This is a genomic window from Bradyrhizobium sp. LM2.9 (genome assembly GCF_054056555.1).
On the sequence record NZ_JBSRYJ010000002.1, the window covers coordinates 3588784 to 3609763 of the forward strand.

The following is a 20980-nucleotide window of genomic DNA, read 5'->3' on the forward strand; positions in this document are numbered from 1 at the left end:
CCCGGAAGCCGCAGAGCCGATTACGGCGTCCTCAGCCGCTCGATAGCGGGCCGCAGCAACTGCCATCCGCGCGGTCCCAGCTGCCGTTTGCAGGCGAGAAGCCACCAACGGCGCGATCTCGTGACCTTGGGATTCAGCTTTGACGCAATCGCCGAAAGGCGTTCCGATAACTCGACGTCTCCGTCATTGAAGGCCCGGCTCGCGCAACTGATCGCGTCGAGCGCCAAATTGTCCATTAACCAGGACCGAAGATCATTCGCGTCCGGAAGCACCACTGAGCAGCTATCTAGGAAATGCTCAAACGCCAGTTTGCGTTGAAGGAAGTCTTGCTCTGCCGAATATCCGCCTGACATGTTGGTTGAATGTCGTCGATACACAGCCTGGATCGCATCGATAAAGCCGACCGGACCATGCGCTGCGAACCGCAACCACATCTCCATATCACCGCTGTGCGTCAAATCCGGCAAGTATCCGCCCACTTTCTTCTGCAGGCTCGTTCGCACCACTACGCTCGGCGCCACCACTATATTTCTGGCGCCCCCGATTTTAATGAAATCTCGGCCGGATAGTATCTTTGTACCACCTCCAAGTCCCTGAGGCAGTGCCACGATCTCTTCGCGACCTCGATAAAGCGCGACCGCGCCGCCGAACGTGAGGCCGACGGACGGGTTCTCATCCATCAGGCTCGTCGACCTCTCAATCGCACCAGGCATCAGGTAATCGTCCGCGGATAGCAGAATCATGTAGTCTGCAGCGGCCCAGACGATCCCCTCATTGAAGGTGGCGATGTGGCCTTGATTGGTAGGATGCCTGCGAAATTCGACCCGAGAATCAGCACGAACCAGTTCTTGTGCAACTTGTGGAGTATTGTCTGTCGACGCATCATCAATAATCAGCACCCGCAACTCGGGTCCGCACTGCTTCAATAGACTGTCGACGCATTCCTTGAGGAAATGCCCATACTGATAACAGGGAACGATCGCATCGACGGAACTCACAGCGCCTCCATTTCGGCCAAAGGTCTCTGGCAAGTGTTTTCCATGATTCCTTAGCGCACTTCGCAATGTGCTTACCCACTGCAGATGACCGTTCATCAATGGCGTCAAAAGACGATAAGACATTATTTATATATTTTGGTTTTGTGCAATATATAGTTTAAATGTTTATTTTCCGTGCTAATTATTTGGCTTCAGAAATCCAAACGGGCGGCATTCGAACGCATGACGGGTCTCAGTCACAAAGACCTTTCTTTAGTGGGCCGTGCGACACTTTGGGCACAACGAAACTCCTGGCGGCTGCCACGAAGCGTGAGGCGTATCGCAAAAAAACTGTTCATTAGCAGCCACCTGGCCTCTGGAAGTGACGACATTGTCGACGACTGGTCGAAGCCACTCGTACCATGCGATGCGATGGTCGCGCCGAATGCACCGGCGGCGCCCGCCTCGATCCCGACCAGTAGCCTGCCGAATCCAAACGAATTCCTTGTGTCGCCAGGCAGTATACATTGCCTCATCGTCACTCCGGTGCTCGACGCCGGCGGCCTCGACGAATTTGTTGCTTTTCTTGCACGGCGCCTGCCCCACTTCGGATTTCGCGTCACGGTTATGTGCGCACATTCATCGTCGGCGCCCGTCGGACAACTATTCACGGCGTTGCAGAGGGAAGGCACAGCGGTTGTTGCCGCCTCGCCAGGCGACGCTTGCCTATGGATGGAAGCGAACCGTCCTGACGTCGTCAGCGCGCACGATCCGCCCGGCTGGCTCTTGCAGGCAGCTAGTGACGCCCGCGTTCCAGTCGTGGAAACGCTCCACGGCATCCCAACTCCTATAAGCACGAATTGGAGGGAAGAGCGCCAGAGATCGAAATTCGTTACCTGCTTTGTCGCGGTAAGCGAGCTCGTGAGGCGTCAGTACCTTTCGGGCAATCCGTCCTATTCTGATAGCGCGGTTATCACGATCCCCAATGCGTTCAACCAGACACACCGCCCCTTGGTGAACCGGCCGAGAGCCAGAACCTGGCTAGGCCTCAATGACGAATTTCTTTTTCTTTCGCTCGGTCGTCATACCGTTCAGAAGAATGCTTACGGCCTGGTATGGGCCTTTTCCGAAGTCGCAGAGAATAATCCCAAGGCACATCTGCTGATCGCCGGCCGCCTGGACGATGCTGTATACACGCGTCAAGTGCGTACGCTTCGCGACAAAATGCCTTGCAGGGATCGGATCCACCTCCGGCACTCGTTTCCGGATCCGTCCATCCTGCTAGCCGCCGCTGATTGCTTTGTTCTAAACTCCTTTTTCGAGGGATGGTCATTGGCTTCCATGGAAGCCTTAAGCGCGGGGCTGCCCACAATTGTAAGTGACGTCGGCGGTGCGCGCGAGCAACTCGGTATGGACGGCAGCCGTGGATTTGTTGTGGCGAACCCGGTTGGCGATCCCGAAAGCGCGAATTGGCATAGCTCGAGCCTTATGCGATTTCAGCCACAAAAAAATAAGGATGAACTCGTCTCAGCCATGAGCTCGGTCATCTTACACAGAGACTATTGGTCAAGAGTACGCGGACAACTGTCTGCGGATTCAAAAAGCCGCTTCGATCCGTTCATATGTTCCAAGCGGCATGCCGAGGTCCTTCTTGGGGCGATTTCAAGACCTATGATCAAGACTGAATTCGTGGATTGTGGTCGCCCGTAGTTGATGCCCTCGACGGATATTGCGCGCTTCGCAGTCACCGTTCCCGCTAGCTGATCAGCCGGCTCTTCTTCCAACTGACCTTCGGTTGCGCGGTACGTTCACCAGTCGGCTCACCCGCCATAATGTATTGCTTTGCCAAGTGATGGGTCAGGAACCCCAGTGTAACTCTATCCAACATATTGGATTTGGGACCTTCAAGGCCCGTCATCAGACCGTTTTTGACGATCAGATTTGCATCATTGAGAAGCTTAACGGCGGTGTCTTCGACAAAAAACTTTAGATGGGTGCGGTCAAGAATTCCAGAATCTGCGTATGCAAATCTGCGTTGGAAAAGCAGGGGAAGAGTCACGCTCAGATGCGCGATGTTTGGAACAGAAACAATCACGCGCCCACCATCCATGAGGAGGTTCCTGGTGATGGCCTGAAGCGTACGAGTTGGGTCCGGGACATGCTCAAGGACATCAAGCAACAAGATCAGGTCGAACTTGCTAGCGACCTGTGATATCAAATGGTCGATGTCTCCGATAATCGCGACATCGGCATGCTCTTGCAGGTCGGCCTCAAGTGCTGGATTAAGCTCGACACCGCATGTCGTGACAGCGGGGTAGATCGACTTAAGCCACATCAGTGTGAAGCCTGCGCCAGGTCCCACTTCGAGTATCCGAGAGGCGCGGCTGGGCAGCAATGACCGAATCTCGCGGCGAGAGCGGCTATAGTAGTTTTTCGTAGCCGAGCCATGCGCAACGCCGGCGTGTCGCTGCGTTTCACTCATTTCAATTCTTTTTGCGGCCTCCAAGCTCATTGAACGACGCTCCTTCTGGAAACCTCCATTTGCCCCATTCCGTGATCTTCGCCAAAGAACGGCTTTCGCGATTCACGCCTTGTGGCGGTCGCAACAAGATCGGGCGCAAGTATGGGAGACAGGAGTTGCAACATCGGCCCGGTTGGATGCGGAGCGCACCTTTCAATCCTCTCGATCGCCAGACCGGCCCGCGCACACCAGCTTTGAATTTTTCCGGGCTGTCGTGTTGTGGATCCCTACTGCCTCGAAGCTGCCCCAGCGCTGAAAGACGTTGCTGGTCTTCGCGCATTCCCAGGTGTAACGAACAGACGGTCGATTTGGCGTGCTTATGATCACCCTTCCGTCCGGCGCCAAGAGATCGACAAATAGCCTGAGCAGATGTGCCGGATCACGGACGAATTGCAAAACATCGACGAAAAGTAGCCGGTCAAATCGCTCCGCTTCAATTTTCGCTCTCGCCGTTAAGACGTCTCCTAACACCACCTCAGCCCCGAGCTGAGCCAGGCCGTTGCCCAGAACGGGGTCGAGAGGTACAGCCACCACGCGGTTCCCTCTCTCCAGCAGTCGACGCTCGTTTGCCGCGGAGCAGGATCCAATCGAAAGTACGGCAGCGCTTTTCGGTACGCCGGACAACACTTCGTCCCTGGCCGGCTCGTAATAGTCTTTCGAATACATGTTATGCCAGAGTCTAGTCTCGACACTGAATAGCGGAGCCGCGTTTTTTCCCTCACGCGCGATCTGCATCAAGACGGACAGTTGTGAGTCCAATTGGTGGCGGTCGATGCCGAGCCGGTCGATATATTTATTCGGTAAATGTTGGGCCGAGAAATCATCAATATTGGAAATGGGGATCAATTTCTTGAACCCACACTGCGTGTATGGATCAGTCGCAGCAGTGCACGGCAGGTCGTACTTGCCTTCGTGAGGTCCGACCAGAAATCCGCCGGACGCAATTGCTCTCGCAAGCTGCTGCTGGGTGAGCAAATAGCTGGCGGCATGTTCGTTGGTAAAATGAGCAAGGTAGTAATCTCCCCTGATCTTTACCGATGTGCAGTCCCAGTGGAAAGAGCCATGGGCCTGCGGGTAATTTAGTTCACCGCTTGGCGCTTTCTCGACGAGCATTAATCCGGCAACTTCGTCCTCATTCAAGGCTAAAGTCACGTCAAGAAACGATCTGATGTTCCTTTCGGTTATTAAGATGTCGTCTTCGGAATAAATGAACAAATCATACTGATCAATTCGCCCTGCAAACAACTCCTTGTGTGCGAAGGGAAGCGACCAGGGATTCTTATTGGGAAGGCCAACGATACACTCGATGTCCTGGGCTGGCTTCTTGTCAATGTTGGATATGATTACGAGGTCCACGTCGAACGACATGGACCGGTACTCTTTAATCACTCGATCCAGGTAGACGTCATTGGCAGTCCCATAGCTCGCGATCACGACCAAAAGCCGCAATGCCTTCTGATGGGCGATCCCCGAGATCATCGTTCCAACTCTGCCCGCACCGCATCGGCCACCCTCAAGGTATCCTCCGCGTCCATCTGTGCATAAATGGGGAGCAAGATCGACCGATCCTGGGCAAGTTCGGATTGACGCAGATCCTGCCCCTGGGCGAGGCTTGAATAGGGCTGCTCACGGTGGGCGCACATGATGCCGCGGCGGGTCGCAATGCCCTTATCGAGGAGATGTTGCATAACGATGCGTTGGTCGAGGCGGTCAGGGAGACGCACGCAATAGCTCTGCCAGTTCGATCTGGCCCACGCCGGCTCGGTGGGTAACCGCAGGCCTTCCAGATTGCCAAGCTGTTCGGCATATCTAGCGGCGACCGCTCGCCGGCGTGCTACCAGTTCTGGAAGTCGCTCGAGCTGTCTGCGCCCAATTGCGGCCTGCATATCGGTCATTCGGTAATTGTAGCCGAGAACAACGTACTCCTCGAAGATCACGGACGACGAGTTATGACGCACCGTATCCGGAACGCTCATGCCGTGCTGGCGCAGCAGCTTGAACTTGCGATCAAGGTCGGCATCCGCGGTGGTGAGCATTCCACCCTCACCGGTCGTGATGACCTTTCGCGGATGAAAGGAAAAGCACGCAATATCGCCACAGGGTTTGCCAATCGGCTCCCATTCCTGGTCTATCCGGATCTGCGATCCGGCGGCACAGGCGGCGTCCTCGATCACGGCGATCCCATGGCGGCGGGCTATAGCCATGAGCGCTGCCATATCACAGGGCATGCCCATCTGATGGACCGCTATGATCGCGCGCGTTCGCTCAGTGATGGCTTCGGCCAGCCGAGCGCAATCCAAATTGTATGTTTCGGGGTCGATATCGACAAAAGCCGGCGTGGCGCCCTGATGTCGAATGACGTTCGCGGTCGCAATGAAGGAGTGGCTGACCGTGATCACTTCATCGCCAGTGCCGATATCCAACGCTGCCAATGCGAGCTGTAGGGCGGTCGTACAATTGGAGACGGCACAGGCGTGCGGTGCGCCGACAAGTGCAGCGAACTCGCGCTCAAACGCCGCCACCTGCGGGCCTTGCGACACCCAGCCCGACAGCACGACCGCGCGCGCAGCGTCAGCCTCTTCGTCCGCCAGGAGCGGCGCCGCGATCGGAATCACGATGCCGCCGCCTGCCGCTGGCGGTCCGAAGCGAGATCGCGTTCGGATCGCCACCATTTCACGAGATCGGCGAGCCCTTGCTCAAGTGAGACCGTAGCGCGGAAACCCAGCAGACGCTCCGCCTTGCCCGTCGATGCCAGCCGGCGCGGCACCGGATTAACCGAGCGCTCCGGCGCGAATTCCGGTGTCAATCCGCGGTGTCCCATCACAGACGCAAGCACCGTCGCGAGCTCGGTCAGACTGGTTTCAGTACCGCTCCCGACGTTGAAGACCTCATCAGTAACCTTTGCCCTAGCCGCAAGGATGTTGGCACGCGCGATGTCGCGGACGTGGACGAAATCCATGGTCTGACGGCCATCACCAAAGATAACGGGAGGCAATCCGGCTTCCAGGCGCTCCATCCAGCGGATCAACACCTCGGTGTACCGTCCGTGGATATCCATTCGGCTGCCGTAGACGTTGAAATATCGGAATGCCACGTAGTCGAGGCCGCATGCATCGTTGAAGGTCCGCAGGAGCCCTTCGTTAAACGCCTTGGCGGCCCCATAAAGAGTCCGGTTGTTGTACGGATTGTGCCGCTCGGTCGTCGGAAACTCCTCGGCCATACCATATACGGATGCCGACGACGCCGCGATGATCTTCTCGATATCGTGCTTGATGCACAACTCCAGCAGGTCGTAGGTGGCATCCACCATGACCTCCTTCGCCAGCCGTGGTTCGGCCGCACAATGGGTAATGCGAAGTGCGGCCTGGTGAAAGACGATATCGGCAGCCTTGACCAGCGCCTCCATCAGCTTGCGATCGCGTATGTCGCCGTGAACCAGTCTCACCGGCCCGCGCCCGAGCGCGCGCCGGAGATTTTCCGGCCGGCCTCTGATCATGTTGTCTATTGCAACAATCTCGATACAGCCCTCGTCGCAGAGCAGATCAACGATATGGGAACCGATGAACCCTGCCCCGCCGGTGACCAGAACGCGCTTTCCCTTGAGATCAATCAAGACGCTCTCCTGTTGTGAGACCATGTCATGACGCTTTGTGGATTCTCCGCCCGGTCGCTGACGGTTTCGCTGGGCCGCAGGGCCGCCGCGTTCCTCAATGTAGAGACAACTTCGTCGGCTTGTTCCAGCAGCATTTCCGGATAAATGGGAAGAGAGAGCAACTCGTTCGCAAGCATCTCAGTGACGGGGAAATCACCGGCGCGATAGCCGAGTTCTGCATAGGCTCTCTGCAGATGCACCGGAACGGGATAGTGGATCCCGGAACCAATGCCGGCATCACGCAACAGCGTCAGCGCGTCATCGCGGCGCTGCAACCTGACCGCATAGACATGATACACGTGACGGGTGTAGCGAGGCGGCTGTGGGCGCGCGAATGGGAGATCGGAAAGCAGTGCATCGTATCGCTCAGCGAGCGACCGTCGCGCTTCCGTCCAGCGCTCGATGTAATCCATCTTGACGGTCAGTATTGCGCTTTGAATTTCGTCCATACGATAGTTGTATCCGGGGATGATGTGGTCGTATTTCGCCTCCTGCCCCCAATCGCGCAGCAGTGACACGCGTCGAGCGAGGTCAGGCCGATCGGTTACGAGCGCCCCACCCTCGCCATACGCTCCAAGATTCTTGCCGGGGTAAAAGCTGAAGCAGCCCAGATCGCCAATCGAGCCTGCGCGGCGTTCCCGGTATTCCGCACCGTGCGCCTGCGCGGCGTCCTCAATGACGACCAGACCGTGACGACGCGCGATCGCCATTATCGGATCCATGTCGGCCATCAGCCCGTGGAGGTGAACCGGCACGATCGCTTTGGTTCGCGGTGTTATCGCAGCTTCGATCAAGCCGGGGTCCATCGTCCACGTCACCGGGTCGACGTCGACAAACACCGGCCTGGCGCCGCTGTAGAGAATGGCCGCGGTTGTCGCGACGAACGTCATGGATACTGTGATGACTTCGTCACCAGGTCCGACTCCCGCCGCAAGCAAGGCAAGGTGAAGCGCGGAAGTGCCGCTGTTCACCGCGCGGCAATGGGCGGTCCGGCAATAATTCGCAAAGTGTCCCTCGAAGGCCGTCACTTCCGGCCCGAGCACAAAGTGCCCGCTGCTGACGACCCTCGCTAGCGCCGCGTCGATTTCCGGCTTGATCTGGCTATATTGGGCTTTCAAATCCAGGAAGGGTATCGACATTCAAGACCTTGGATTGGGGATAAATAATAGAACAAATAAACCTGTATTATTATATTTAATCAAGTATTAAATTTGATAACTGCATCTTCGAATTACAAATGTTATGAAGCACGCGTGACCGAGCCTTGCTCGCTCAGAGCGATGTTTTCAGCTCTGGACAGAATCCGAGCCGGCACTCCGGCGACAATGGCTCCGGGCGGAACGTCCTTCGTCACCACCGCACCCGCACCTACGGAGGCACCCGCACCGATCGTCACACCGCACAGAATGGTGACGTTCGAGCCGATGGAAGCTCCGCTGCCGACATGAGTGCGCTGCAGTGTCCAGTCCGAAGCCTGCTGAGGACGACCATCCGGGTTTGTTGCCCTCGGAAATTTGTCATTCGTGAACATCACTCCGTGGCCGACGAACACTTCGTCCTCAATTGTGACGCCCTCGCAGATGAAGCTGTGCGAGGATATCTTGCAACGAGCACCTATCTTTGCCCCAGCCTGGATCTCGACAAAGGATCCGATCCTGCTCTCGTCGCCCACGACGCAACCATACAGGTTGACTAGGTCCGAATGGAGGATGCGGACATCGCGGCCAAGCTCGGTGTCAATTATTGGCATGTCAGTTTTCCTGTCTCTACAGTCAAGCAAGCCTACGGTACCGGGCGCGACGAGAGCAGCCTGGGCGCCATCTCGGCGAGATCCGCCGCCGCTTCACGAAGCTGCTGCAGCAGAGGATGACCTGTCACGATCAATCCCCACAGCCAGCAGAAGGCGGCGACCACCAACGCTGATACAAGGCCAACAACGAAATTAAGAATTCCCGCCTCGATCAACACCGCACAGGTGGCTGTGCCCGAAGCGGTCGCCAACGTGACGACACCGCTCTTCAGCAGGGCACGGCCAAACTCGGCCGGCCGCAGGGCCAGATGCGGACTGAGGTAGTATATCGCCACTGCTGCTTGAAATGGCAACGTCAGCAAGGCGCACGCTGCAACTGCCTCCACGCCAAAAAAGGACGCTCCCAAGAGGGCAAGGAGCGATGGTGGCAACGAGATGAAAGACGAGACAAGCGCGTCGCGCACGCGCCCAACTGCCACGAATACGGGATATGTCAGGCACGCAGCGAACAGCGCCAAATTTGCAAGGCAAAGGATGCGCACTAACGGCACTACCTCCAGCCATGCTTCCCCCAGCCACAGCAAAACGATCGGCCTTGCCATAATCGCTATGAAAGTGAGGAATGGCCACTGTACGGCGGAAAGCAGTTGGACCGCGTCGAGATATACGCCCTTTAGATCTGCCCCGGCTGCACGCCTCGTCACGAACGCGGGCATGATGATCGGGTTCAGCACCTGCGTGACGAGCCTGTCAAATACCTGGGTCAGGTTTATCGCCCGGCTATAGAGACCAACGGCAGTAAAATCGAGAATCTTCGCAAGGAAGAGCTGCGGTGCAAGGTTGTAGAAGATATTGATGGCGCTGACGCCGCTGGAAAAGAGACCGAATTCGAGGACGTCTCGGTATTCGGACAGCGAAGGGCGCAACACACCGAAATCCCGATACGAGCTCAGTAACATGGCCGCGAGAACCACGCTCCCTGCCACGCCGCCCCAGATCGGAGCCATGTAGCTGAAGTGCATTACCGCCAGTCCGATCGAAACCAGTGCGATCGTGATGTTGCTCGCAAAATTACAGATCGCGAGCGTTCCAAACTGCATGTCGCGGCGAAACAAGGCGGCCAACGTTCCTGAGACCGGTAGAAGGAGAAGGTTCAGCGCAGAAACCTCGATACCTCGCCTCAGACCGTCTTGCCCAAACAGTTGCGATATGATGTCGGCCGAGGCCAACAGGATCAGCGCAACCGCGAGTGAGATCGCCCAGGTTATAGTAAACGCTGTGCGAACGGTTCCGCGCGATAGTTCACGCGCTTCTGAATTAAGTAATTCGCCCCGCCAAATTCCTGAAAAGCGGCTGCGATCACGGCGGTAAGAGCGTTGACAACCGCGAAGACCCCGAACTCGCTCGGCGTAAGTAGCCGCGAAAGCACGGCGGTCGAGACGAGGAACAGCACAAGGCCCGCATAACGGTCCACTGCAGAAAACAGGACTGAACGCTGTACTGAATTCATTGCAACTCCGTCGCGGGGCTCGACGGGCGAACAGCCACGACGAAGCCGCGAATTAAGCCGTGGCCCGAGCCCGCTCCGGTAGCCTGCCTAGCAACTGCCTGATGGCGACTGGTTTGCCCTGTTCTTCGATCGATCGCGAAGCCGCCTCAAGTACCTCGATCACTCGCAGCCCAGACATCCCGCCGGAGATCGGCTGTCCGCCGGTGCGCACGCAGTCGATAAAATGCTCGACCTCCGTTTGCAGCGCTTCCTTAGGCGAGATATGCGGAGCCCACATGTCGCCGGCGCGATATCCGATTCGAAATTGATGTGCACTCTCGGGAGGCCTATCAAGGGTAATTCCTTTGTCATACACCTTTACCTTTTCGGTCGGCTCAAGATCGTCGTAGACGATCATCTTCTTGCTGCCACCAATGAACGTCTGGCGTACCTTGACAGGCGAGAGCCAGTTGACGCTGACGTGGGCCACGCATGCGTTGGGGAAGAACAATGTGATGTGGGCCATGTTTTCCGGCGAACCGGCAACATGGCACGAGCCCGTTGCGGAGACCGCGACCGGTTCCTCATCGAGGATATGGTTGATGATCGAGATGTCGTGCACCGCCAGATCCCAGATCACATTTACGTCTTTTTGAAACAGCCCGAGGCTCGAGCGTATGCTATCGTAATAGTAGATGTCTCCGAGCTCTCCCTTCAGCAACAGCTCACGGATCTTCTGAACCGCTGGCGTGTAAAGAAAGGTGTGATCGACCATCAACGTCAATCCGCGCCGGTCCGCCTCGTCGATCAAGCGGGACACGAGCTCCGTGCTCGGCGCAAGGGGCTTCTCAACCAACACGTGCTTGCCAGCCCTTAACGCCGCAATCGCCAGCTCGTAATGTGTATGCACGGGCGTAGCTATAGCGATTGCATCAATCGAGGCGTCCTTCAGCAGATCGTCATATCGAGGTGTGGTTGATATCCCCGGGTAAACCTGCCTTATGGCGCCGAGCCTGCCTGGATCAAGGTCGCTGACGCTGACGACCCGGGCGGCCGGATTGATAGAGAAATTGCGAACGAGATTAGGGCCCCAATAGCCATATCCCACGACCCCGATTCCCAGCTGGCTATCTCGCATACTGACCTCGATCCATTCGGGAGTTAACGCCGCCTATACGTTATGTCCGCGCCGGCATATCCTGCCATATGCCTCGCGTATCGATGACGTCGAGGTGCCGGCGCTCTGCTAGCGGCACCATTTTGAATTCATCATGATCGACGAGGACAATCGCGATCTCGCAACTGCGTAGGGCTTCTTCGATGTTCACGAATGCGACACGATGATCGGCCAACCCAGGAGGCAGACGGCGCAGATTCGGTTCAACAACTTTGATCCGCTCACCGTATTTTGCCGCGAGATGCATGGCTATCTCCATCGCCGGGCTTTCACGCACGTCGTCGACATTCGCCTTGAAGGTCAGTCCACAACAGGCAACGTTCGCATAGGGATGATCGTCGATCAGTGCCTCTGTGCGCTCGATGATCTTTTGCGTTTTGGCGTTGTTCACTTCTCGGCTTGTTCGCATCACACGGGCGAGGTCCGGCGCTGAGTCGATGATGAACCAGGGGTCGACCGCAATACAGTGCCCGCCCACTCCTGGTCCCGGCCGCAATACGTTTACGCGAGGGTGGCGGTTGGCGATATCGATCACTTCCCAGACATTGATGTCGAACCTGTCGCAAATCAGCGAAAGTTCGTTGGCAAATGCTATGTTGGTATCGCGAAAGGCGTTTTCCGTCAGCTTGACCAACTCTGCCGCGCGCGCGCCGTAGTACCGACGCAAGCGCCGCGAACGAACATTTTGTAGAAGCGCTGAGCACGCCGCGTACAGGTTGGCGTAATCCCGCCGATGCACCTGTCGTTGTTGATAAGCTCGGTCAAGATCCGTCCCGGCAGCACGCGTTCGGGACAGTATGCGACATAAATCGCTCCATCTTCCTTGCCGTTGACGCCAATGTGCAACTCTGGCCTGCGTTCAACGATCCGCTTTGCAATGACTTCCGTCGTCCCAATCGGCGATGTCGATTCAAGGATGACAAGGTTGCCTGGCGCGAGAAGATCTACGATAGAGTCGACTGCCGCATTCACGCTTGACAAGTCTGGACGGTTTTCGTGATCGATCGGTGTGGGCACTGCGATGATGAACACGTCCGCCGGCTGCGGATGTCTGGCCGTCGTGAGCGCACCACTCGAAACGACCTTGGAAACAAGGCCATCCAGATCGGGCTCTGCGATGTGAATTCTGCCAGATGCAACGGTGTCGACGATGCGTTCATTGGTATCGATACCGACCACCTGCAGCCCCCGGCTTGCAATCAGCGCCGCGGTCGGAAGTCCGATATAACCGAGTCCAATGACATTGATCTTTTGGAATTCAGGCATCGAGAAGGACCTTCACGATCCGCTCGCTCGCGTGCCCGTCACCAAACGGATTGTGCGAACGCGCCATGGCTGCATAAGTCTCGTCATCGTCGAGGAGGCGAAATGTCTCCGCAACAATCCTGTCGTAGTTCGCACCAACCAAGCGCGCCGTTCCCGCTTCTACTCCCTCGGGTCGCTCGGTTGTCTCGCGCATCACCAGGACCGGCTTCCCGAAAGTGGGCGCCTCCTCCTGCACGCCGCCCGAATCTGTCAGGACCAAATAGGACAACGCGAGCAGGCTCACAAAATCTGTATACTCTTGTGGGGAAATAAGGACGACCCGCGGATGGTCCGAGAACCGAGACGCAAACATGTCGCGGACATTCGGATTTGGATGCACGGGGAGCACCACGGCAACGTCCTCCCTGCGCAGAATGGTCTCCAACGCGTTTACGATATTAAGGACACCGCCTCCGAAGTTTTCCCTGCGATGGCAGGTCACCAGGATGATGCGCCGATTGCCGTGACGCTTCTTGATGCTGTCCCAGCGGCACGAGAGTCGTGGATCGGATTCGACCATGGCTTTCGCGAGGATGAGAGCGTCCACCACCGTGTTTCCGGTAACGTGAATGCGATCATCCGAGACGTTTTCAGCGCGTAACGCGCGCGCCGCGCGCTCTGTCGGGGCGAAATGTTGGTCGGCAATCGAGCCGACGATCTTGCGGTTCACCTCCTCGGGCCACGGCGCGAAGATGTCACCGCTGCGCAGCCCGGCCTCGATGTGCGAGACCGGTATACGGTGATAATAGGATGCCAGCGCACCCGTCATGGCAGTCGCTGTGTCGCCCTGGACGATAACCCTGGTGGGCTTCAACTTTTCGAGGAGTTCGCCGATTTGTCCGAGCAGCCGGGCGGTCAGATGGTCGAGAGTCTGATTGGTCGTCATGACGTTCAGATCAAAATCCGGGACCACTTTGGCCAGCTTGAGGACTTGGTCAAGCAAGTGCCGATGCTGGGCAGTCGCACAGATCGTTACGGTGACGTCCTTGCTCTTCTCGGCCTTGAGCCGGTTGATGACCGGAAAGAGCTTGATTGCTTCCGGCCGGGTTCCCAGGAGAATGAAAAAATGCTTGCGCACGCCTCACCCTCCGATCCGGCTCGGACCAGGCGGAACCGCGCGGGGCGCGCCAAGCGGGTGCCGCAGCACCTGCCTGATAAGGGCTTGCGCCAGAACGCCTGCAAACAGCGTGTTCGTCGTGGCGTATCGCCACCACATCCGCCCAGGCTCCTGATAGATGCGGTACAGCCATTCGAGGCCTAGCCTCTGAATCTGGATCGGCGCACGCCGAACAGCGCCTGCTAGAATATCGAATGCACCACCGACGCCCATGATAAAAGGTATGCCGAGATCATCGCGGTAAGCGGCCAGAAAGCGCTCCTTCCGGGGGGTTGGCATGCCGATGAAGAGACAATCGGCCCCGCTGGATTGAATGTCCCGGACGACGTCATTCTCCTGCTCGCGTTTGAAGTAGCCGTCGTGCCAGCCCGCAAAGACAAGTGAAGGATGCCTCTCGCGCGCCACTTGCACGGCCTGCTGCAGTACGGCGGGAGTGGCTCCCAGGAAGTAGGGCTTGAAGGCTTCATGCGCACATACCACGAGCAACTCGGCGAGGAGATCCACACCCGCGACTCGCGACGTCGCCGGAAGCCCGAGTGCTCGAGCGCCCCAAGCAATGCCCATGCCGTCGATGCCGACAACGTCGCTGTTGGCCACATCGGCCGCGAGCACGGGATCGGATCGCATGTTGACGAATTTAGCGACGTTCAGCGCCACATGTTGCAGCCGTCGCCGGCTGTGCATGGCCCCGCGCGCAAGATCGACGGTTTCCGACATTGTCAGCAGGTCGATGGGGCATCCCAGAAACGAGGCGCGCATTGGAACCATCTCCTAGAAAATCCGGCCAGTTTAAGTTTGCATTTTAGATTAATATTTATATAATACGTCACCGACATTTAATTGCAAGATTTAAATCAAGCGCGGCGACCGAATTCCGCAAAAATGAGAGGGCGGCCGCGCGACCGGGTGGGCCGCAGATCTAACAGGATTAAATGGAGGAATTAACTGATGATTTCGGTCGTTATTCCCCACCTCAACCAGCCTGATGCGCTGGAAGCCTGCTTGCGCAGCCTGGACGCACAGACCCTGACGCGTCACGCGTTCGAGATCATCGTGGTGGACAACGGCTCGGCAACGCCCCCAATGGACGTCGTTGCTGGTCATCCTGGTGTGCGGCTGCAGCACGAAAAGCGTCCAGGTCCCGGCCCGGCGCGAAATGCAGGCGTCGCTGCCGCCAACGGCGAGATCCTCGCCTTCATCGACGCCGATTGTAGGGCCCATCCGGATTGGCTGAGCAGTGTGGTGAGATGGTTGCGCTTGTCACCGGCAGGCACAGTTCTCGGGGGCGACGTCCGCATTTTGCGGCCGGAAAATGCGGAGCTTGACGGCATTGCGGCTTACGAAAGCGTCTTCGCTTATCGCTTCAAGCTCTATATCGAGCGCCACGGTTATTCCGGCACTGGCAACATGGCGGTGTTTCGCCGCGACTTCGATCGCGTCGGCCCCTTCGCTGGCATTGATGTGGCCGAAGATATGGAGTGGGGGGAGCGTGCGCTGCGCGCCGGACTTCGATTTCGATACACCCCTGAAATGATCGTCTTCCATCCGGCCCGGGGCTCTCTCCGGGAGCTCTACGCCAAATGGGATCGACACATCGCGCACTATCGCAACATGGCGGAAGGTAAGCCTATTTGGCAATTGCGCTGGATCGCGCAGGCTCTGCTCGTCCTCGCGTCACTCGCGCCAAACGCCGTGACTGTCCTAACCAGCGACCGCCTACACGGTAGCGGCGTGCGTCTCAAAGCCATTGGCGTATTGTGCGCGGTCCGAGCGCACCGCGCCGTGACGATGCTCTCGCACCTACGAGGCCGCCGAGCAGTCGCTTGGAACCGTTAGCGAAACGCCAATCCTGTCAGGCGCCGCCAAAGGCATAATTATGGGTCAGCTCCTGCAAGTCGATACGCCGGCCGAATGACCAAAGGATCCAGCCCAGTTCGTAGCTGCGGCACTCAAGCCGAACTTCGACGTCAGCGCCGTCGATCAGCCGCTCCCCGTTTCCGAGCCAAGCGTTCTTGAGCGCGCGCAATACCCGCGGTGCCTTTGTTGTCGATTCGCCTTTGCGGACCTGCGAGCGGAGGGTCAGATTCAGTTCAGGCACGAGCATGGCCCGGCCCAGTTGGTTATGGCCAAACACCCAGTTGAATCCCTTTACCAGCGCGTCCCGCGATCCCCGCCGCCCGAAGCGCTCGGCCCACTCCAGCAGTGCCGGGGCCATTCCATACTGATGTACCGAATAGATTTCGTAGAAATCAATGACGCGGCCGCTCTGCGCGTCGAAGAACCAAGGCCATTCGCCTTGTGGGCCTTGAAGCGCGATCAGGTTGCGCACACAGGTATCCGCCATGACAAGCGCGTATGCGTCGCCGGCGAATTCGCCATATTGATAGCAGGCGATTGAGAGGTAGGTCTGCGCCGCAAATGACGAGAAACGGCGTCGAAAGGCGAACGGTGCATCGAAGAACAATCCTGATTCGCTGTGAAAGCGTTCCTTCAGGAAAAGATAAAGCGGTCTAGCGTAACGCACCCACTCGTTATCGCCTAACCTCGCCTGAGCCACGATTCCCGTGAGCAGCATGCCAAGATCTTGCGCACGGAAGCTCCTCCACCCGGACTCATCGCCAAGAATGGCTCTCAGCTCGCATTTGACCGACTCCGGTATTGGGAGGCCGAGCTCGGCGGCGGTCCATAACGCCATACCGAAGGCGTACTTGCGTACCGGAAGCTTCGTGAGTAGCAGAACATTCCGACGGAATATTTCGGGCACGTCGATGCCACTTGGAATCTCAGCGACGCGCGACATCCCGAGCAGAACGTTGAGGGTATAAAATACGTCGCTGCTTGGTACCGACTCGTTTGGCGAAGAACGTCCATCAAGATGGTAAATATGCGACCACCGGCGGTGTTCAGGTAACCAACAACGTTCAAGCCCTTTGAGCGCATAGTTCACCAGCGGTGAATTTTGCGAGAGCTTACTCTCCGCCGTCGGCATCACGAGCTTCACCCCAAGATTCGAACTAATGATCATGGTCAATTCGCCATCCCAAGCCGGGCTAGTATTCCCGAATACTTTCATCCAATCCGCGTAGCAATGGGTAGAGGAAGTAGGAAATCACGGTGCGCTTTCCGACTTTCATTTCGGCCGTCACGGCCATACCTGGAATCAGTTGAATGCGCTCAGGCGGCAGCCGAAGGTGCGCGTCGGACAAATCGACCAGTACGCGGTAATAGGGAGCTGGCGCGCGGCGCACACCTTCGGCTTTCGGGTCCGGCGAGAACGTGTCCTGACTGATGACGCGGACTTCGCCCGTTGCAGTTCCATACTTCTGGAAAGGAAACGCTTCGAACTTGATCCGGACAGCTTCTCCAACCGCCACCTGACCAATATCTCGACCCTCGACATTGACCTCCGCCTGGAGAGGCACATCACGAGGAACCAGGACAAACAGCGTTTCCGCTTCGCGAACCACCGAGCCGACTGTCCGGTTTGCGATCTCTAGCACCACGGCATCTGCCGGCGCCTGCAGGACGATCAGCTGCCGACGAAGATCGGCCTTCTTCAATTCCTCTGCTGCGCTATTGCGCTTCGGGACGGTTTCCACCAGTTCCTGGTAGGTGGTGCGACGAAACTCCTCGGCGAAGACCTTCTGGTCAGCCCGGGCCTTATCCAGCCGATGTGTACTATCGGCGATACTTCCATGAACGCGCGCCAAATTGCTCTCGACCTCGAGCCGTGCATCGCGAGACAATAGGAAGTTCAGCCTCGAACCGACCTCCTTGTCCATCAGTGTGGTGCGCATAGCTTCAATCGAACGCATCGTGTCGAGTCGTTGAATGAGAACCGCCTCTTCGTTCTGCGCCGTCTTAAGATTGGCCTGAGCGGAAGCGATCTGTGCGTCGTAGTTTTGGATCTGCGCCTCATAGGCGGCCCTCCTCTGCAAGAACAACTTGCCCTGCAGGACCTGGTCTGCATTCGAGAGCTCCGTGACGGAATATTGGGTTCCATTTAGTTCGGCGCCCAGGCGATCGATCGACGCATCGAATCCAGCCACTTTGCCGCGCAATTGATCGAAATCCGCCTGCGAGAAAGTCGGATCGAGCGTAGCCAGAACGTCGCCGCGGTTGACGCGATCACCGGCCTTGACGTGGATCTCGCGTATGACCGACGTTTCCAACGGCTGCACGACCAGGTTTGGACGTATCGTGGTCAATTTTCCCTGCGCCGTGACGATCATCTCCACTTGCGATACGGATGCCCAGGTGACCGCGAAGGCAATCACAGCAAGCACACTATAGAGAGTGAGACGCGCAATCCGCGGCGGCGCTTGCTGCTCGACTTCGGTTGCATCGGACTGGAATTCGACGATTGCAGGCGCTTGCCTCGGCACTGACCTGAATAGCTTGCGCCGTCGCTCGACCGTTCTGGCCAGGACCAGACCGTCCGGCTTCGTGTCCGCGCGTGATTGCCTTGTCTCCTTCATGCAATCTGCTTCATCTGTTGGTTCCACAAATGCCTGTAGATGGTGCATTTCGACAGGAGGTGGTCGTGGCGATCCACGTCAACGATTCGGCCGCGGTCCATCACCAGAATCTGGCTTGCTTCAGTCAGCATTGACAGCCGATGCGAGACGATGATGACGGTACGCCCTGCCGCCAAGCGGCGGAGATTGCGCCTGATGATCATTTCGCTTTCGGAATCGAGCGCACTCGTCGCTTCATCGAAAATCACGATCCGTGGATTGACAATCAAGGCCCTCGCAATCGCGAGCCGCTGCTTCTGCCCGCCGGACAGGTTCGAGGCATCTTCCTCGAGCATGGTGTCGAAGCCACGGGGCAACCCCTCGATGAACTCGTCGGCGCCTGCGAGCTGCGCAGCAGCGACGACTTCGGCAAAGGTCGCGTCCCGCTTCACGCAGGCGATATTGTCGCGGACCGTCCCTCGAAACAGGAAGTTATCCTGCAAGACGATTCCGAGGTTTCGGCGCAGGTGCGCCAGATCGAGCTCCCTTGAATCATATCCGTCGATACGGAGCAGCCCCTGCTGCACCGGATACATGCCCGAAATCAGCCTTGTGAGTGTCGTCTTGCCGGAACCGCTCCGGCCTACGATCCCGAAAATCGAACCCGGCTCGACGGCGAAGGAGACATCATCAAGCGCCGGCGCTCCCTCAGCTCCGTAGCGAAACGAAACATTCTCGAACTCGATTTTGCCGGCGAGGTCGGGGCCGCAGCCCATCTTTCTTACCATCACGCTCAGGCTTCTGATTCATCACCTCGCCGAGCATTTTCACGGCAAGAGCAACTTCCTGGTATTCATGCACCATGGTCACGAGCTGGACCAGTGGTCCGGAGACCCTCCCGGCCAACATGTTAAAGGCGACCAGGGCGCCGATTGTCATTTCTCCAGCGAAGACATCGAGTGCTCCGACGGCGATGATCCCAAGCGTCATGATCTTCTCGAGAAATCCGGTGAGCGCCTGGGCGCCGGCGGAGATCTTCTCAACACCGAATCGCATGGTCACCGACTGTGCACAGCGGCTATCCCAGATCCTGCCCTGCACGGGCTCCATCCCCAGCGACTTCACCGTACGCATACCGTGAACTGTTTCGACGAGGAGAGCCTGCCGCGCACCTTCCGCCTGGTAAAGATCGTAAAGACGTCGCCGGAAAGGGCCCATGAGCAGGCCGACAACAGCGCCGCTCGCGGCAGTAAAAGCCAGAACCATAAGCGTCAATTTGACGCTGTAGAGCGCAAGTACCGGCAGGAAGACGAATAACGAGAGCGCGTCAAGGGTGGTTAAGAACAGTCGCCCGGTCAAAAATTCACGGATTCGCGCCGCTTGCTGCATGTGCTTGACCAAGACCCCCGCCGCCATGTGCTCGAAGAAGGTGACCGGCAGCCCAAGGAGATGACCGAACGTCTTTGTAGCAACTCGAATGTCGACCTTATTGGTCGCATAAAGCAGCAGGTAGCGCCGCAGAAAGCCAAATATCGCGTCAAAGACGAGTGCGACGGCCGCCCCAGCAGCGAGTACGTAGAGCGTGGTGAAGCTCTCGTGAACCAGAACTTTGTCGATGACGAGCTGGAAAAAGATCGGGACGACGAGGCCCAGCGCATAGAGCATGATGGCGGCAATGGCGACGTCTCTAAACAGTCGCCATTGCGGAAGCAATTCCGGTACGAACCAGCGGAGGCCGAAACTCCTCCGACCATCCCGTGTCAACTGCTCGCGCTTGATCAGGATAATTTCACCGGACCATTGGGCACAGAATCGGTCCCGGTCGACAACCAAGACCTCGTGCTTGCGGTCGGCGAGCGGGTCGAAGACGCTCACGACCTCGGTGCCCTCAGCTCCCAGCCCCGCACCAAGGACAACGATCCAATTGCCATTGGTGAGCCGAGCCAGCGCCGGATAGGCTTCTCCGAGACGAATGAGCGCCCCCCAATCCATCTTCGTGCTTCTCGCACGCAGACCTGCATCCTTCGCCATGCGCAACAGGAGATTCAGCGAGAGCGGAGCGGCTACGGCATAGGCGTGCTTCAGGCGCTCGACCGGCAGGTCGATGCCATGATGACCGGCAGTCTTGGACAGGCATTCCAATGCCGTCTGCGTCGCCAATCCAAACGGGTCCGCAACCTTGTCCTTCGCGCCACCAGCGGCGTCGAGTTCACCGGAAGTTCGAAGAGACATTATGAGACCGTGGCGTGTTGGGGGCGAGCGCATCGCGTACGACCGACGCACCGCTGTGCGACTCGGCTGGCTGATTCCGCCGGATCACGCCCGCATCGACCAGCCCCTGAAGCGCCTTCTGCATCACATCGACCGAATTGGCGAAGGATTCGACCGAAAAGATCAACCGCTGAGAAAACACGCGTTTCGGAACATTGTTGGCGTCACGCTCCGTCGGTGACTGACTGACTAGATCGATGCGGACGATGGTTCCGCTGACGGTAATTTCTTCGATTCCGTCCGTATAAAGTTCGGCGTGCATCT

The 20980-nt window shown here is 57.7% G+C and carries 19 protein-coding genes and 1 pseudogene; 2 read left to right on the forward strand and 18 right to left on the reverse strand.

Translation table 11 applies throughout. From position 1 onward, the window contains the following. Positions 1-20 precede the first annotated feature (20 nt). Entirely contained in the window at positions 21-998 is a 978-nt protein-coding gene (locus tag ACVWW3_RS19015) for a glycosyltransferase family A protein (RefSeq protein ID WP_456649029.1), read from the reverse strand. Between the two features lie 222 nt (positions 999-1220). Between ACVWW3_RS19015 and ACVWW3_RS19020 the strand changes: the two genes are divergently transcribed. Next, on the forward strand, positions 1221-2687 hold the full coding sequence (locus ACVWW3_RS19020) for a glycosyltransferase family 4 protein (protein ID WP_456649028.1): 1467 nt from the start codon (positions 1221-1223) through the stop codon (positions 2685-2687). A 46-nt stretch (positions 2688-2733) separates the two neighbouring features. Here the strand turns inward: ACVWW3_RS19020 and ACVWW3_RS19025 are convergent, their stop codons facing one another. From ACVWW3_RS19025 to ACVWW3_RS19085, 13 genes are all read right to left on the reverse strand, one after another. Then, positions 2734-3489, reverse strand: a complete 756-nt coding sequence (locus ACVWW3_RS19025; RefSeq protein ID WP_456649027.1) for a class I SAM-dependent methyltransferase — start codon at positions 3487-3489, stop codon at positions 2734-2736. A 162-nt stretch (positions 3490-3651) separates the two neighbouring features. Beyond that, entirely contained in the window at positions 3652-4977 is a 1326-nt protein-coding gene (locus ACVWW3_RS19030) for a class I SAM-dependent methyltransferase (protein WP_456672058.1), read from the reverse strand. Then, positions 4974-6170: a DegT/DnrJ/EryC1/StrS family aminotransferase gene (locus tag ACVWW3_RS19035; protein ID WP_456649026.1), complete on the reverse strand. Its 1197-nt coding sequence runs from the start codon at positions 6168-6170 to the stop codon at positions 4974-4976. The genes ACVWW3_RS19030 and ACVWW3_RS19035 overlap by 4 nt, the downstream gene beginning before the upstream one ends. Next, entirely contained in the window at positions 6110-7111 is a 1002-nt protein-coding gene (locus ACVWW3_RS19040; RefSeq protein ID WP_456672059.1) for an NAD-dependent epimerase/dehydratase family protein, read from the reverse strand. The genes ACVWW3_RS19035 and ACVWW3_RS19040 overlap by 61 nt, the downstream gene beginning before the upstream one ends. After that, the gene (locus tag ACVWW3_RS19045) at positions 7108-8289 is read right to left on the reverse strand and encodes a DegT/DnrJ/EryC1/StrS family aminotransferase (protein WP_456649024.1); all 1182 of its coding nucleotides are present in this window, start codon (positions 8287-8289) and stop codon (positions 7108-7110) included. Before ACVWW3_RS19045 ends, ACVWW3_RS19040 begins: the two co-directional genes overlap by 4 nt. Positions 8290-8390: 101 nt before the next feature. Further along, positions 8391-8900: an acyltransferase gene (locus ACVWW3_RS19050; RefSeq protein WP_247443986.1), complete on the reverse strand. Its 510-nt coding sequence runs from the start codon at positions 8898-8900 to the stop codon at positions 8391-8393. Between the two features lie 32 nt (positions 8901-8932). Continuing rightward, a complete protein-coding gene (locus ACVWW3_RS19055; protein WP_456672413.1) occupies positions 8933-10240 on the reverse strand; it encodes an oligosaccharide flippase family protein in 1308 nt (435 codons plus the stop codon). Next, positions 10165-10410 carry an oligosaccharide flippase family protein gene (locus ACVWW3_RS19060; RefSeq protein WP_456672060.1) on the reverse strand — a complete coding sequence of 82 codons (246 nt, stop codon included), beginning with the start codon at positions 10408-10410 and terminating at the stop codon, positions 10165-10167. Before ACVWW3_RS19060 ends, ACVWW3_RS19055 begins: the two co-directional genes overlap by 76 nt. A 52-nt stretch (positions 10411-10462) precedes the next feature. Then, entirely contained in the window at positions 10463-11527 is a 1065-nt protein-coding gene (locus ACVWW3_RS19065; RefSeq protein WP_456649023.1) for a Gfo/Idh/MocA family protein, read from the reverse strand. 40 nt (positions 11528-11567) lie between these two features. Continuing rightward, positions 11568-12305 (reverse strand): nucleotide sugar dehydrogenase, encoded by a 738-nt coding sequence (locus ACVWW3_RS19070; RefSeq protein ID WP_456672061.1) that lies wholly within the window; start codon positions 12303-12305, stop codon positions 11568-11570. Next, a complete protein-coding gene (locus ACVWW3_RS19075) occupies positions 12188-12832 on the reverse strand; it encodes an NAD(P)-binding domain-containing protein (protein ID WP_456672062.1) in 645 nt (214 codons plus the stop codon). The genes ACVWW3_RS19070 and ACVWW3_RS19075 overlap by 118 nt, the downstream gene beginning before the upstream one ends. Then, a complete protein-coding gene (gene wecB, locus ACVWW3_RS19080; RefSeq protein ID WP_456649021.1) occupies positions 12825-13949 on the reverse strand; it encodes a non-hydrolyzing UDP-N-acetylglucosamine 2-epimerase in 1125 nt (374 codons plus the stop codon). Before wecB ends, ACVWW3_RS19075 begins: the two co-directional genes overlap by 8 nt. 3 nt (positions 13950-13952) lie before the next feature. After that, positions 13953-14747, reverse strand: coding sequence for a WecB/TagA/CpsF family glycosyltransferase (locus tag ACVWW3_RS19085; RefSeq protein WP_456649020.1), 795 nt, complete (start codon positions 14745-14747; stop codon positions 13953-13955). A 189-nt stretch (positions 14748-14936) separates the two neighbouring features. On the opposite strand from ACVWW3_RS19085, the gene ACVWW3_RS19090 reads away from it, so the two are divergent. Continuing rightward, positions 14937-15824: a glycosyltransferase gene (locus ACVWW3_RS19090; RefSeq protein WP_456649019.1), complete on the forward strand. Its 888-nt coding sequence runs from the start codon at positions 14937-14939 to the stop codon at positions 15822-15824. Between the two features lie 16 nt (positions 15825-15840). Here ACVWW3_RS19090 and ACVWW3_RS19095 read toward each other — a convergent pair whose 3' ends face one another. From ACVWW3_RS19095 to ACVWW3_RS19110, 4 genes and pseudogenes are all read right to left on the reverse strand, one after another. Then, entirely contained in the window at positions 15841-17013 is a 1173-nt protein-coding gene (locus tag ACVWW3_RS19095; RefSeq protein ID WP_456649800.1) for a hypothetical protein, read from the reverse strand. Between the two features lie 25 nt (positions 17014-17038). Next, positions 17039-18466, reverse strand: a complete 1428-nt coding sequence (locus ACVWW3_RS19100) for an HlyD family type I secretion periplasmic adaptor subunit (RefSeq protein WP_247443993.1) — start codon at positions 18464-18466, stop codon at positions 17039-17041. Then, positions 18463-20677 (reverse strand): annotated as a pseudogene (locus ACVWW3_RS19105) (peptidase domain-containing ABC transporter). The gene ACVWW3_RS19100 and the pseudogene ACVWW3_RS19105 overlap by 4 nt, the downstream one beginning before the upstream one ends. Next, positions 20655-20978: a hypothetical protein gene (locus tag ACVWW3_RS19110; protein ID WP_247443995.1), complete on the reverse strand. Its 324-nt coding sequence runs from the start codon at positions 20976-20978 to the stop codon at positions 20655-20657. The pseudogene ACVWW3_RS19105 and the gene ACVWW3_RS19110 overlap by 23 nt, the downstream one beginning before the upstream one ends. Positions 20979-20980: the final 2 nt, after the last annotated feature.

Coding starts and splice junctions, on each gene's coding strand:
- ACVWW3_RS19095 (WP_456649800.1), bottom strand. CDS start 17,013: ATGATCATTAGTTCGAATCTTGGGGTGAAGCTCGTGATGCCGACGGCG.
- ACVWW3_RS19030 (WP_456672058.1), bottom strand. CDS start 4,977: ATGATCTCGGGGATCGCCCATCAGAAGGCATTGCGGCTTTTGGTCGTG.
- ACVWW3_RS19045 (WP_456649024.1), bottom strand. CDS start 8,289: ATGTCGATACCCTTCCTGGATTTGAAAGCCCAATATAGCCAGATCAAG.
- ACVWW3_RS19020 (WP_456649028.1), top strand. CDS start 1,221: ATGACGGGTCTCAGTCACAAAGACCTTTCTTTAGTGGGCCGTGCGACA.
- ACVWW3_RS19100 (WP_247443993.1), bottom strand. CDS start 18,466: ATGAAGGAGACAAGGCAATCACGCGCGGACACGAAGCCGGACGGTCTG.
- ACVWW3_RS19025 (WP_456649027.1), bottom strand. CDS start 3,489: ATGAGCTTGGAGGCCGCAAAAAGAATTGAAATGAGTGAAACGCAGCGA.
- ACVWW3_RS19060 (WP_456672060.1), bottom strand. CDS start 10,410: ATGAATTCAGTACAGCGTTCAGTCCTGTTTTCTGCAGTGGACCGTTAT.
- ACVWW3_RS19085 (WP_456649020.1), bottom strand. CDS start 14,747: ATGCGCGCCTCGTTTCTGGGATGCCCCATCGACCTGCTGACAATGTCG.
- ACVWW3_RS19075 (WP_456672062.1), bottom strand. CDS start 12,832: ATGCCTGAATTCCAAAAGATCAATGTCATTGGACTCGGTTATATCGGA.
- ACVWW3_RS19050 (WP_247443986.1), bottom strand. CDS start 8,900: ATGCCAATAATTGACACCGAGCTTGGCCGCGATGTCCGCATCCTCCAT.
- ACVWW3_RS19110 (WP_247443995.1), bottom strand. CDS start 20,978: ATGCACGCCGAACTTTATACGGACGGAATCGAAGAAATTACCGTCAGC.
- ACVWW3_RS19065 (WP_456649023.1), bottom strand. CDS start 11,527: ATGCGAGATAGCCAGCTGGGAATCGGGGTCGTGGGATATGGCTATTGG.
- ACVWW3_RS19035 (WP_456649026.1), bottom strand. CDS start 6,170: ATGGTGGCGATCCGAACGCGATCTCGCTTCGGACCGCCAGCGGCAGGC.
- ACVWW3_RS19090 (WP_456649019.1), top strand. CDS start 14,937: ATGATTTCGGTCGTTATTCCCCACCTCAACCAGCCTGATGCGCTGGAA.